An 11,918-nucleotide genomic window follows, 5' to 3' on the forward strand; every position below is an offset into this window, starting at 1 on the left:
CCAGGGAGCGAAACGTGCTGATCACCCACGACACCCGGTGCGCCCTCGACATCGTGGTCGATCTGGTGAACACCGCACCGGAGGACGACACGGCGGACGGGCTCGCGAGCGTCGCGGATCTGGACGAGTTCGTACGCAAGCACGACATCAGCGATGTCGTGTCACTGTCCGAGCTCGATCTCTCGGCGATACGCAAGATCCGCAGCCGGTTCTGCGGGATCTTCGCGGCGCCCGATGCCCGGGCCGCCGCCGTGCTGATCAACGAGCTGGTTGCCGCGGCCGGCACCACGCCACGGCTCACCGACCACGACGGCTACGACTGGCATGTGCACTACTTCGCACCCGGTGCGTCCGTCGCGGATCACCTCGCCGCCGACTGCGGGATGGCGCTGGCGTTCTTCGTGGTGGCCGGTGAACAGGACAGGCTGCGACGCTGCGAGGCGCCCGACTGCCGGCATGCCTTCGTAGATCTCTCCCGCAACCGCTCCCGCCGCTACTGCGACAGCCGGACCTGTGGAAACCGTCTGCATGTGGCCGCCTACCGGGCGCGACGCAAGGAGGCGGCGGGCTGACGGAGTCCTCGGCGGGTGGCGCCAGGGACTCCGCATACGGCTCAGAGCAGCAGCAGATCGTGCAGCGAAGCCATGAGCAGCAGACAGCCGATCACCGCAAGGAAGATCATCAGCGGTGGCTGGGAAAGTGCGAAGAGACAACCTCGCCGCTCCTCTTCGGGTGCGGCGGTGTCGCTCTGTGTTGTGTCCAGCATCTCGCGGGCGATGATGACGCAGCCGAGAGCCTCGACGCGATCAACACGCCCGAAATATGGGGGATTTAGCCGAAATCCGTGATGTGACGGTCCAGTATCTGGGATAGACCGCTCAGACGTGGATTCCGGCGTGCATCCCGGACTGTATCCCTCCGCGCACCGCCCGGCTCACTGTGTCGTTTCAGAGCGGCATATGCCCTGCTCCCGGCGTCATACGCGCGTCATATGCCGTGCTTCTTCAGGATGGCTTCGATGTCGCTGAAGTCGTCCCCCGGCTCGGCGGCGCGGGGCTTGGCCTTGGTCTTGGACTCGGAACGGGTCGCCGGACTCTTCGCCGGGCCCAGCGAGGGCGCCGAGGCCGAGGGGGCCACCGCCTCGCGCTGCGCGGCCCGGGCCGCCCTGCGTTCCTTACGGGTCCCGCCGCCGCGGCGCTCGACGGCCCGCGTGGTCGTGAACAGCAGCCACGAGGCGCCGAGCACACCGAAGCCCGCCCAGGCCACCGGGCTGAAGGCGGTGTCGGCCGCCCATTCCACGGCCCCGGTCATCACCAGGCCGAGGGGCACCAACGAGTACGCGGCCAGGCGAGCCGCCGCGAGGAAACGCTTGCGATACGCGGTGACCGCGGCGATACCCAGGCCTGCCGCGGAGACGGCGGAACAGACGGTCTCGGCAATCATCCGGTCCTCCAGGGCAGGACTCGCTCGGGCAGGGTCGCTTCGTCCCTTCCATCCTGCACCGCACCGTGCCCGGTATGCCATGGTCCGGGCAGACCTCAGGGACATCTCCGGGTCGGGTCCTCCTCAGGGCCCGGTCCCTCCGTACCCCCGTAGGTACCCGTTCCGTACCCTCGAAGGTCCCCGTTCGGGCCTCTCCGGCCACGGTTTGGGCCTCATCGGCCACGGCTGGGAGACTGGTGGCATGAGCAACTCCTCCCCCGCGCACCCCGCCGTCCCCGTCCTGGACGTCTGGTGCGAACTCCAGTGCCCCGACTGCCGTAGCGCCCTCGACGACCTGCGCGCGCTGCGCGCCCGCTACGGCGACCGGCTGGAGCTGCGGTTGCGGCACTTCCCGCTGGAGAAGCACAAGCACGCGTTCGCGGCCGCGCAGGCCGCCGAGGAGGCCGCGGAACAGGGACAGGCCTGGCCGTACGTCGAGGCGGTGCTGGGCCGCGTCGAGGAGCTGAACCGTAAGGGAGAACCCTTCCTGGTCGAGGTGGCCCGTGAACTCGGTCTGGACGCCGAGGAGTTCGACACGGCCCTGATCGACGGCCGGCACATCCTGATCGTCGACGCCGACCAGGCCGAGGGCAAGGCCATCGGCGTGACCGGCACGCCGACGTACGTCATCGACGGCGAGCGCCTCGACGGCGGCAAGAGCCAGGAAGGGCTGCGCGAGCGCATCGAGGAGATCGTGGACCGGCTGCTGGCCGGGCAGGAGGCCTGAGCCCCACGGCAGCACCTGCGTACGCTCGCCGCACCGGTGGGGACGACAACACAAGTCCCCAACAACCCGAGCAAGTCACGTACTTGCTCCGGCGGCCGGGAGGGTCGTCGCCGGACAGGCATGACCTGTCAAACTCCCCGGAGCGATCCAGGGGAGAATCTCCCGGATTCGTCCGGGAGAGAACTTCAAAGCAGGTCCTTGCGGAGGACGTACGTGATCGTCTCGTAGCCGAGTGACTCACAGAGCCGCTCGGCCGGGATGTTCCCCGCGGGGACATCCATACGGATCCCGGTCCGTCCGGCGGCGATCGCCTGTGCCTCCGCCAGCAGCATCAACGTACGTCCGTGTCCTTGGCCCCGGTACCGTTCGTCGGTCTCGACGTCGAGGACGAATGCCGTTCCGCCACGAGCCCCCAGCCACAGCGTGCCGACCGGCGTTCCCTCGTGTTCCAGGACGCTGAACACCATGTCCTCGGTGGTGAGTCCGGCCGGCAGCGAAGTGGCGTGATCCTGCTCGGACCTGGCGCGTGCCTCGGCCTCCGTCGTCGGTCGGCCCCGGCTGCCGGCGGGCAGTACGGGAGGAATGCCGTCGAGCCGCTTCTCCATGGTGTGCTCGCGCGGCACGTAACCGAGCGCCGTGGCCAGCCGCAGCGCAGGCTCGGCGGCGCCGGGCACCGATACCTCGATCCGCCGGCAGCCCCAGCCGCGCGCCACCTCCTCGGCGGCGAGCGCGGCCACGGTGCCGCGCCCTCGCCGACGGTCCGGCTCGTCGATCCCCAGCTCTCGGATCTGCGCGACGGACGGCCCGAGGAGGGGGTGGGTGGCGAGGTGTATCGCACCGACGGGACGGCTGTTCACGCAGACCTTGTAGTGGCGTGACAGCGCCTCGTCAGCTTGGCGCTGAAGCGGCTCGGTCGGCCGCAGGGTGGTGGTCATCAGGGGTGTTGTACCCGCCGTGGATTACTGGCGTCAGCCGAATACATGGGGCGTTTATGGATCGAGGTCGTCGCCCGCCCGCTCGTCGAAGATCCGCATGGCCTTGGAGGTCACCGGCCCGGGCGCACCCGGGAGTTCGCGCGCGTCGACCCGGTGCACGGCCTGTACGTCGCGCAGGGTCGAGGTCAGGAAGACCTCGTCGGCGCGTTCCAGGACGTCCAGCGGCAGGTCGGTCTCCTTGGCGCCGGTCCACTCGACGGTGAGCGCGCGCGTGATGCCCGCGAGGCAGCCGGAGGCGATCGGCGGGGTGTGGATCTCGCCGTCGAGGACCACGAAGACATTGGACCCGGTGCCCTCGCACAGCTGCCCCACGGTGTTCGCGAACAACGCCTCACTCGCGCCCTGTTCGCGAGCGCGGGCGAGGGCGACGACGTTCTCGGCGTACGACGTGGTCTTGAGGCCGGCGAGCGCGCCCCGCTCGTTGCGGGTCCAGGGCACGGTGATCACGGCGGTGGAGTCGGCGCGACGGCTGGTCTCGCCCAGGGCAACGACGAGGGTCGGCCCGTGCTCGCCGCGGTCGGAACCGAGCGGGGAGAGGCCCCCGGTGTACGTGATCCGCAGGCGGCCCAGCGGCATAGGGTTGGCGTCCAGGACGGCGGCACAGGCCCGGCGCACCTCGTCGAGGCCGGGCTCGGGCAGCCCGAGGCCGTGCGCCGAGCGGGCCAGCCGGTCGAGATGGCGGGTGAGCGCGAACGGCCGGCCGTCGACCGCCTTGACGGTCTCGAAGACGCCGTCGCCCACGGTCAGTCCGTGGTCGAGGACGGAGACACGGGCCGACTCGATGTCCCGCAGCCCACCGTCGAGCCAGAGCTTCACGTGAAGATCCCTCCGCTTGCGTCGTACGCCCCTGTGTACGCCCCCGACGCTACAGCCAGCAGGCGGGCGGCTTTCAGCTCCGTCTCGCGCCACTCGAGCTCGGGGTCGGACCCCCAGGTGATACCCGCGCCGGAGCCGAAGCGCAGCACTGCCGCGGCGTTGGCGGACCGGTCCATCCAGAACGTACGGATACCGACGGCCAGTTCCCCGGTCCCGCGGTCGGCGTCCACCCAGCCGATGCCGCCGCAGTACGGGCCGCGAGGCGCCGTCTCCAGGGCCTCGATGATCCGCAGGGCGCTGGACTTGGGGGCGCCGGTGACGGAGCCGGGCGGAAACGTCGCCTCCAGCAGCTCCGGCCAGCCCGCGCCCTCGCGCAGTTCGCCGCGCACGGTCGAGACGAGGTGGACGAGGCCTGGGTGCTTCTCCACGACGCACAGGTCGGGCACGGTCACCGAGCCGGTGGCGCAGACCCGCCCGATGTCGTTGCGGACCAGGTCCACGATCATGACGTTCTCGGCGTAGTCCTTCTCCAGGAGGTCGGCCTCGGTGCGTCCGGTGCCTTTGATCGGGCCCGACTCGACGATCCGCCCCTCTCGGCGCAGAAAGAGTTCGGGGGACGCGGTGGCTGTTTCGACGCTGTGGTCGCGGAGGCGGATCGTTCCGGCATACGGCGCCGGGTTGCCGCGAGCGAGCAGTGCGGTGAGCGCGTCCACGTCGGCGTCCGGGGCGATGGGCGCGGACAGCACCCGGCAGAGGTTCGCCTGGTAGACCTCGCCGGCCGCTATGTGCTCGCGGATGCGGCGTACGCCCGCCGTGTACGCGGCGCGGTCGAGCGACGACGTCCAGTCGTCCATCGCCGGCCCCCGCCACTGCCCCGGCACCGGCGCGGGCACCGGCTCATGGCGTACGTCCCGGAGGCGCGCACACACCAGGCGCCCCTCGAAGTCCGCCGAGACGGCCCAGAAGCCACTTGAGTCCAGCGCCGCGGGGTCGCTCGTGACGTCGAGGAGTCCGGTCGCGACGAGAGGGCCGAAGCGGGCGAGAGCTGGGAGGTCGTGCACAGGTGCGAGTCTATGGCGGGCGCTGAGCGGGTGCCCCGGCTGTGTCGTCCGGCGGGCGCACCGCAGCACGCTGCACAAACGCGTTTTTGTACTGGCCCCGGAATCCGCTAGAGTTCAACACGTCACCAACCCGCGCGTGCGGAGCGGAACAGACAAGCGGACGTAGCTCAGTTGGTAGAGCGCAACCTTGCCAAGGTTGAGGTCGCCAGTTCGAACCTGGTCGTCCGCTCGCAGGAAGTGGGGGATCTTCCCGAACCCCACGCCCCTGGTGGAGTGGCCGAGAGGCGAGGCAACGGCCTGCAAAGCCGTCTACACGGGTTCAAATCCCGTCTCCACCTCCAAGGACGATTAGCTCAGCGGGAGAGCGCTTCCCTGACACGGAAGAGGTCACTGGTTCAATCCCAGTATCGTCCACTGGTCCGGTTCACCGGATCCCGCGCGATTAGCTCAGCGGGAGAGCGCTTCCCTGACACGGAAGAGGTCACTGGTTCAATCCCAGTATCGCGCACGCACTACGCACCACCAGCAGGTCCCACCCGCGCGATTAGCTCAGCGGGAGAGCGCTTCCCTGACACGGAAGAGGTCACTGGTTCAATCCCAGTATCGCGCACCAGCCGAAGCCCCCGGCCGTCTCGTACGGCCGGGGGCTTCGTCGTGCGTGCTCCTCGGACGTGGTCAGGAGGAGAAGAGCATGTGGCCGAAGCTCTTCTGGCGCTTGTGGCCGTAGTGACCGCCATGGCCGCCGTGCGGGGCGCCCCACGCGGGAGCGGGCGCGGCCGGGTAGGCCTGCGGGGCCGCCGGAGCGGCCGGGGGCGGCGGCGCGGGCTGCTGCCACTGGGACTCCAGGCGGGTCAGCGACTCCAACTCGCCGTAGTCGAGAAAGATCCCGCGGCAGCCGCTGCACTGCTCGATCTGGACGCCATTGCGGTTGTACGTGTGCATCGGCGCACGGCACTTCGGACACTGCATGGTCGGCTCAACTCCTCGCCGGTCGGTACTGCTTCGCCAGGACAGACACTGCCCGGCTTCGGTCGGTTGCACCCTACGTCGGGAAACCCGGCGCCAACTCCGGCGGGTGTGCGGACATTCGGTCACAGGCGTCGATCACCGCCACCTCCACCTCGTCGAGCGCACGGCCGGCCGCCGTCGCCTTCGCGATCGCTTGGGCCCCCGTCTGGACGGTGAGGGCGCGGGCCGGGACGTCCAGGGCGGGCCAGGGATCGGTGTCCACGGAGACCGCGGGGCCCTCAGCCTTCTGGTACGCCGTCAAGAAGCGGGTCCACTCGTCGGGCGGGAGCAGGCCGCAGGCGAACCAGGCGGCGGGGCGAGCCAGATCCCATGCCGGATCGCCCCGGCCGAGGTCGTCGATGTCGATCAGCAGCCAGGCGCCGCCCGGGTCGCGGACCAGCTGGCCCAGATGGAGGTCGCCGTGGCACAGCGTGTGCGCGTACGTCATCGGGGCCTCGTTCCTCGCCCAGGCGGGCAGGACGGACCAGGCACGCAGGACCGGTCCGGCAGCGGGGTGCGGGCCCGCCGCCCGGAGCCGCGCGACGGCTCGGGCCGCCTTCGCCGGGCCGCGCATCGGCGGGAGGCCGGACGGGAGTACGGCTTCGGGCGTCCGGTGGAGGCGGGCGAGGAGGGTGGCGGCTTCCTCCCAGGGGGCCGCTTCGGGGGTTTCGGGGTCCACGGGGGTGCCGTACGGCCAGAACGTGACCAGGCGGCCGTGCAGTTCGGCGGCGCCCGGGCCGAGCGGCGCCAGGAGGACGCCGTCGAGGGCCGGGTGCGCGGCGACGGCCATACGCGCCGCGAGCTCGCCGGGGTCGGTGCCGGGGGCGTGCGCCTTCGCCACGGTGTCCGCATGCCGGACGACGGTGCCGTCGGGCCGATCGGCCAGCACGGAGGAGACATCGGTGCCGCAGACGCAGACACTCGCACCCGGGTGCACCGCGGCGCGTACCTTCGCGGTGAGGGTGGGCAGCACGTCTGCGGTCACTCGGATCCCCCTGAGGTCGTACGTAGCCGGCTCAACCCCGTACGCCCGGGGCAACCCCGTGAGCGTACGCAGGCAGCAAACAGTCCTCGAACCGCAACCATCAATTGAGCAACCACAACGGCGAGCAACCAGGTCCGCGAGAGCGGCGCCGGTTTAGGCGCAAAAGACAGCGCACAAAAACGCCCGCGCAGCTCCCCAGCTGCGCGGGCATTTGTGCCGTCCGCCGCACCCCCGTCCCCACGGGGTTTCATGGCCGGATGTCCCCGCCCGGACCGCTCTTCCGGGCCTGGGGCGCCGCTCAGCGCCCCAGCATCACGCCCACGGACGACGCTTGTGTGACCACTGCTTCCCAGCCGCCGAAGACGACCACGAGCAGGGTCGCCAGGGGAAGGACCATGGCCGTCGCCACCAAGGGGTGGCGCTGGCCGGCCCGGCGGGTACCGAACGCGGCGCTGTGCGCCCTGTGTCCCCGCGTGCGGATCATCGTCCGCGATGCCGTGTCCGCCATGGTCCCTCTCCTGACCTTCTGTTCATGAAGCTCTTGCTGTTGATGAAGCTCTTGTTGCTGATTGATCTCCTGCTGTCTGGCAGCGGCGGGTGTCTGACCTCGGGGGACGAGTGCTGCACCCGCCGCTTGACTTCAAATCTAGGTGGGCGGGGCCCCTGGGGCGTCATGCCGTCGTATCGATTGCCGGGCCTCCCGGAGGATGAGCGGTGACCTGCGGAGTACTCCCCTGGGTGGAGACGAGGTCCTAGGTCTCGGGGTCTTCCCGGAGGGGACGTCCGGTCTGCCCCGTCTGTTCCGAGCTGTCCTCCCTGGGCACGGGCTGTTCGACCAGGGCCAGCACCCTGTTCGCCATGAAGCGGGCCGTTCGGACCACCCCTCCGCTGCGGGTGACTTCGCTCACTTCCACGACTCCCCTACGGACCGCCGTCTCCACCCGGCGCCCCGCGCGGCTCGCCACCACCTCGTAGGTGCGCGTCGTGTCTCCGGCGTCCACGACTATCTCCACTCGATCACCCTTCACGGGCCCAATCCCCCTTCTGCGACCGATGGTTGGGGATCCCGGCAGCCCAAAGCCGCTGTATTCGCCCGTCCCCTGACCATCTTTCAAGTTTCGCACCCGGCACTGACAATCGGCCGGGCCGCGAGGGCGCGGCCTCTGCGCGCACCCGGCCACGGAAACGTAAGCTGTGCCACGTCAAACGGACCGGGCAGCGGGGATGGACATGGCGATGATGCGCCTGAGGCGCGAGGACCCGCGTGTCGTCGGCTCGTTCAAGATCCATCGACGGCTCGGCGCGGGTGGGATGGGCGTTGTCTATCTGGGCTCCGACCGGCGTGGCCAGCGAGTCGCACTGAAGGTGATCCGGCCGGATCTGGCGGAGGACCAGGAATTCCGGTCGCGGTTCGCGCGCGAGGTGTCGGCGGCGCGGCGGATCCGGGGCGGGTGTACGGCCCGGCTCGTCGCCGCGGATCTGGAAGCGGACCGTCCGTGGTTCGCGACGCAGTACGTCCCCGGGCCCTCGCTGCACGACAAGGTCGCCGAGGAGGGGCCGCTCTCCGCGGCCGAGGTCGCGGCCGTCGGCGCCGCCCTCTCCGAGGGGCTCGTCGCCGTGCACGAGGCCGGTGTCGTGCACCGGGACCTCAAGCCGTCGAACATCCTGCTGTCCCCGAAGGGGCCGCGCATCATCGACTTCGGCATCGCCTGGGCGACGGGAGCGAGCACGCTCACGCACGTCGGTACGGCGGTGGGGTCGCCCGGCTTCCTCGCGCCCGAGCAGGTGCGGGGTGCCGCCGTCACGCCGGCCACGGATGTGTTCGCCCTTGGCGCCACGCTGGCGTACGCGGCGACCACCGACTCGCCCTTCGGGCACGGCAGTTCCGAAGTGATGCTCTACAGGGTGGTGCACGAGGAGCCGCAGTTGAAGGGCGTGCCGGACGCGCTGGCCCCTCTCGTACAGGCCTGTCTGGCGAAGGATCCGGAGGAGCGGCCGAGCACGCTTCAACTGTCGTTGCGGCTCAAGGAGATCGCGTCCCGTGAGGCGCAGGGGCTCAGTGCCGCCCGGCCACCCGCGCCGCGCGTGAGCGAGGCCGACCGGCCGACGGGGCGGCTCACCGAGAACCACCCGGACCAGCGCACCCAGCGGCGTACGCAGGGCACTCCCCCGCCTCCGCGGAACGGTACGCCGCCACGGAACAGCACGCCGTCGCGGAACGGTGCGCGGCCGGTGTCGTCACGGGGCAACTCGACCCGCTCGTCGGGCGGCAGGCCCACAGCGCCGCGCAGTGGTGCCGGGCGTCCGGGTCCGCGGAGCACCGGAGCCGGACGGCGGCCCGCCAACCCGCGACTGCTGCGACAGCGGCTCTTCGTGTTCGTCGTGGTGACGCTGCTGGTGGCGCTCGGGATCGCGGCCGCGCAAGGTTGCCAGGGACCGGAGCGCGGGCTCGGCGGTGACGGCGTACGAGAGCAGCGGCAACAGGAGCACGTACAGCCGGAGTTCACACCGCTGGACCAGCAGCTGATGTCCGAGCGGCACGAATCAACGATCGAGATGGACCCGAAGGCTCCACAGGCCCCGTAGTTCCTCAGGGCTGAGGACGGCCCGTCGCCACCGCGTAGAACGCGACCGCGGCGGCGGCGCCCACGTTCAGCGAGTCGACGCCGTGGGCCATCGGGATGCGAACCCATTCGTCCGCGGCCACCAGGGCCTGGGTGGACAGGCCGTCGCCCTCCGCGCCCAGCATCAGGGCGACCCGGTCCATCCGATGCGGGGCCACCTCGTCGAGGCTCTTGGCCTTCTCGTCCGGAGTGAGCGCGAGGAGACCGAAACCCGCCTCGCGGACCGTCTCCAGGCCTTTGGGCCAGGTGTCGAGACGCGCGTACGGGACGGAGAAGACCGCGCCCATGGAGACCTTCACGCTGCGGCGGTAGAGCGGGTCCGCGCAGTCCGGTGAGAGGAGGACCGCGTCCATGCCGAGGGCGGCGGCGGAGCGGAAGATCGCGCCGATGTTGGTGTGGTCGTTGACCGACTCCATGACGACCACCCTGCGAGCCGTCTGGAGCAGGTCATCGGGGGTCGGCAGCGGTTTGCGCTGCATGGAGGCCAGGGCGCCGCGGTGCACGTGGTAGCCGGTGACCTGCTCGGCGAGCTCGGGGCTGACCGCGTACACCGGGGCCGGGAGTTCGTCGATGACGTCGCGCATGACGTCGACCCACTTGGCGGAGAGCAGCATCGAGCGCATCTCGTAACCGGCGCCCTTGGCCCGTCTGATGACCTTCTCGCCCTCGGCGATGAACAGGCCTTCGGCGGGCTCGCGCTTGCGGCGCAGCTCGACGTCGGTCAGGCCCGTGTAGTCGCGCAGGCGCGGATCGTCGGGTTCCTCAACGGTGATGAGATCGGCCACAGGGTGATACTGCCTTGTCCTGGGTGCGGTGCCAACGGCTCGGACAGGGTTGGGTTACCCCGGGTTACGCGGAGATGTCCGGGCCTACGTTCACCACGTCGCCGATGACGATGACCGCCGGGGGCTTCACGTCCTGGGCGCTTACGGCCTCGGCCACCGTTTCGAGGGTCGCGTCGACCCGGCGCTGGGCGGCCGTCGTGCCCTCCTGGACCAGGGCAACGGGCGTGTCCGGGGACTTGCCGTGCGCGATGAGCGTCGCGGCGACCTTCCCGATCGTGCCGACCCCCATGAGTATCACCAGTGTGCCGGTCAGCCGGGCCACGGACGGCCAGTCGACCAGGGAGCGCTCATCGTCGGGGGCGATGTGACCGCTGACCACGGTGAACTCGTGGGCGACACCCCGGTGCGTGACCGGGATGCCCGCGGCGCCCGGGACCGAGATCGAGCTGGAGATGCCGGGCACGACCGTGCAGGGGATGCCGGCCTCGGCCAGTGCCTGGACTTCCTCCATGCCACGCCCGTAGACGAAGGGGTCGCCGCCCTTGAGCCGTACGACCGACTTGCCCTGCTTGGCGTGCTCGATCAGCGCGTTGTTGATGGCCTCCTGGGCCATGAACCGCCCATACGGCAGCTTCGCCGCGTCGATCACCTCGACGCTCGACGGCAGCTCCGCGAGCAGGTCGCGTGGGCCCAGGTGATCGGTGATGACCACGTCGGCCTCGGCGAGGAGGCGACGGCCGCGGACCGTGATCAGGTCCGGGTCGCCGGGGCCGCCGCCGACCAGGGCGACTCCGGGTGTGCGGGTGCGGTGGTGCGGGGCTACGAGGGTGCCGTCGCGGAGGCCTTCGACCACCGCGTCGCGGATGGCGGCGGTGTGGCGGGGGTCGCGGCCTCGGGCGTTCGTGGTGAGGACGGCTACGGTGACGCCTTCGCTGTGGCCGGTCGCGGGCGTCCAGGCTGTGGCCGCGTCCGCGTCGTCGGAGCGTACGCACCAGACGCGGTGGGCTTCTGCCTCGGCTGAGGCCCTTGTGTTCGCTTCCTGGTCGCTGGTGGCGATGAGGGCGTACCAGGCCTGGGTCAGGTCGCCCTCCTCATAGGTTCGCTTTTCCCAGGTGAGCTCGCCTGCGTCTGCCATTGCCTCTACGGAGGGGGTGGCTTCGGGGGATACGAGGTGGATGTCCGCGCCTGCTGCGATCAGGGCCGGGAGGCGGCGCTGGGCGACCTGACCGCCGCCGAGGACTACTACTCGGCGGCCGGTGAGGCGGAGGCCTACGGGGTAGGCGGGGTGTTCGGCCATGGAGGTGCGGCTCCCTGTACGGGCGGTGCTGGGGCGGGGCCCTGCGGCTCTGGAGCGCCCCTGACATGCGGATTTTAAGGTGCGGGGTGGTTGGTGGCTGGGGTGGGTGGGTTTTCTTTCCCCAAGCCCGCCCCTTCC

The 11,918-nt window shown here is 70.5% G+C and carries 14 protein-coding genes and 5 tRNA genes; 8 read left to right on the forward strand and 11 right to left on the reverse strand.

Annotated features, from left to right (window positions below; all coding sequences use genetic code 11):
* The first annotated feature begins 14 nt into the window (after positions 1-14).
* On the forward strand, positions 15-572 hold the full coding sequence (locus ACYVO6_RS00795; protein WP_461056426.1) for a CGNR zinc finger domain-containing protein: 558 nt from the start codon (positions 15-17) through the stop codon (positions 570-572).
* A gap of 41 nt (positions 573-613) precedes the next feature.
* On the opposite strand, the gene ACYVO6_RS00800 is transcribed toward ACYVO6_RS00795, so the two are convergent.
* Both ACYVO6_RS00800 and ACYVO6_RS00805 read right to left on the reverse strand, forming a co-directional pair.
* Entirely contained in the window at positions 614-766 is a 153-nt protein-coding gene (locus ACYVO6_RS00800; protein WP_461056427.1) for a hypothetical protein, read from the reverse strand.
* Positions 767-987: 221 nt separating this feature from the next.
* A complete protein-coding gene (locus ACYVO6_RS00805; RefSeq protein WP_461056428.1) occupies positions 988-1,443 on the reverse strand; it encodes a hypothetical protein in 456 nt (151 codons plus the stop codon).
* Between the two features lie 241 nt (positions 1,444-1,684).
* Between ACYVO6_RS00805 and ACYVO6_RS00810 the strand changes: the two genes are divergently transcribed.
* Complete coding sequence (locus ACYVO6_RS00810) at positions 1,685-2,209, forward strand: DsbA family protein (RefSeq protein WP_461056429.1); 525 nt, start codon at positions 1,685-1,687, stop codon at positions 2,207-2,209.
* A gap of 185 nt (positions 2,210-2,394) precedes the next feature.
* Here the strand turns inward: ACYVO6_RS00810 and ACYVO6_RS00815 are convergent, their stop codons facing one another.
* From ACYVO6_RS00815 to ACYVO6_RS00825, 3 genes are read right to left on the reverse strand one after another with little or no spacing between them, the layout of a single operon-like run.
* On the reverse strand, positions 2,395-3,144 hold the full coding sequence (locus ACYVO6_RS00815; protein ID WP_461056430.1) for a GNAT family N-acetyltransferase: 750 nt from the start codon (positions 3,142-3,144) through the stop codon (positions 2,395-2,397).
* Positions 3,145-3,198: 54 nt separating this feature from the next.
* Entirely contained in the window at positions 3,199-4,020 is an 822-nt protein-coding gene (locus ACYVO6_RS00820; protein WP_461056431.1) for an aminotransferase class IV, read from the reverse strand.
* Positions 4,017-5,081: a chorismate-binding protein gene (locus ACYVO6_RS00825; protein WP_461056432.1), complete on the reverse strand. Its 1,065-nt coding sequence runs from the start codon at positions 5,079-5,081 to the stop codon at positions 4,017-4,019. Before ACYVO6_RS00825 ends, ACYVO6_RS00820 begins: the two co-directional genes overlap by 4 nt.
* 156 nt (positions 5,082-5,237) lie before the next feature.
* Here ACYVO6_RS00825 and ACYVO6_RS00830 point away from each other — a divergent pair.
* The 5 genes from ACYVO6_RS00830 (at position 5,238) to ACYVO6_RS00850 (ending at position 5,694) form a co-directional block, all read left to right on the forward strand.
* Positions 5,238-5,310: transfer RNA gene (locus ACYVO6_RS00830), tRNA-Gly, on the forward strand.
* 38 nt (positions 5,311-5,348) lie between these two features.
* Positions 5,349-5,422, forward strand: a tRNA-Cys gene (locus ACYVO6_RS00835).
* 1 nt (position 5,423) lies between these two features.
* Positions 5,424-5,495: transfer RNA gene (locus ACYVO6_RS00840), tRNA-Val, on the forward strand.
* Between the two features lie 22 nt (positions 5,496-5,517).
* Positions 5,518-5,589 (forward strand) — tRNA-Val (locus tag ACYVO6_RS00845).
* Positions 5,590-5,619: 30 nt separating this feature from the next.
* Positions 5,620-5,694: transfer RNA gene (locus tag ACYVO6_RS00850), tRNA-Val, on the forward strand.
* Positions 5,695-5,756: 62 nt separating this feature from the next.
* On the opposite strand, the gene ACYVO6_RS00855 is transcribed toward ACYVO6_RS00850, so the two are convergent.
* The 4 genes from ACYVO6_RS00855 to ACYVO6_RS00870 all read right to left on the reverse strand — a co-directional run bounded on the left by ACYVO6_RS00855 (position 5,757) and on the right by ACYVO6_RS00870 (position 8,102).
* Positions 5,757-6,050 (reverse strand): TFIIB-type zinc ribbon-containing protein, encoded by a 294-nt coding sequence (locus ACYVO6_RS00855; RefSeq protein WP_033324873.1) that lies wholly within the window; start codon positions 6,048-6,050, stop codon positions 5,757-5,759.
* A 73-nt stretch (positions 6,051-6,123) separates the two neighbouring features.
* On the reverse strand, positions 6,124-7,074 hold the full coding sequence (locus ACYVO6_RS00860) for a phosphotransferase (RefSeq protein ID WP_461056433.1): 951 nt from the start codon (positions 7,072-7,074) through the stop codon (positions 6,124-6,126).
* Between the two features lie 298 nt (positions 7,075-7,372).
* Positions 7,373-7,582 carry a hypothetical protein gene (locus ACYVO6_RS00865; protein ID WP_461056434.1) on the reverse strand — a complete coding sequence of 70 codons (210 nt, stop codon included), beginning with the start codon at positions 7,580-7,582 and terminating at the stop codon, positions 7,373-7,375.
* Between the two features lie 244 nt (positions 7,583-7,826).
* Positions 7,827-8,102, reverse strand: a complete 276-nt coding sequence (locus ACYVO6_RS00870) for a hypothetical protein (protein ID WP_033324869.1) — start codon at positions 8,100-8,102, stop codon at positions 7,827-7,829.
* A 196-nt stretch (positions 8,103-8,298) separates the two neighbouring features.
* On the opposite strand from ACYVO6_RS00870, the gene ACYVO6_RS00875 reads away from it, so the two are divergent.
* The gene (locus ACYVO6_RS00875; protein WP_461056711.1) at positions 8,299-9,660 is read left to right on the forward strand and encodes a serine/threonine-protein kinase; all 1,362 of its coding nucleotides are present in this window, start codon (positions 8,299-8,301) and stop codon (positions 9,658-9,660) included.
* 4 nt (positions 9,661-9,664) lie between these two features.
* Here ACYVO6_RS00875 and ACYVO6_RS00880 read toward each other — a convergent pair whose 3' ends face one another.
* Both ACYVO6_RS00880 and cobA read right to left on the reverse strand, forming a co-directional pair.
* Positions 9,665-10,483, reverse strand: coding sequence for a TrmH family RNA methyltransferase (locus ACYVO6_RS00880; RefSeq protein WP_461056435.1), 819 nt, complete (start codon positions 10,481-10,483; stop codon positions 9,665-9,667).
* 64 nt (positions 10,484-10,547) lie between these two features.
* A complete protein-coding gene (gene cobA / locus ACYVO6_RS00885; protein ID WP_461056436.1) occupies positions 10,548-11,780 on the reverse strand; it encodes a uroporphyrinogen-III C-methyltransferase in 1,233 nt (410 codons plus the stop codon).
* Positions 11,781-11,918: the final 138 nt, after the last annotated feature.

This window comes from Streptomyces pseudoechinosporeus (assembly GCF_054783935.1).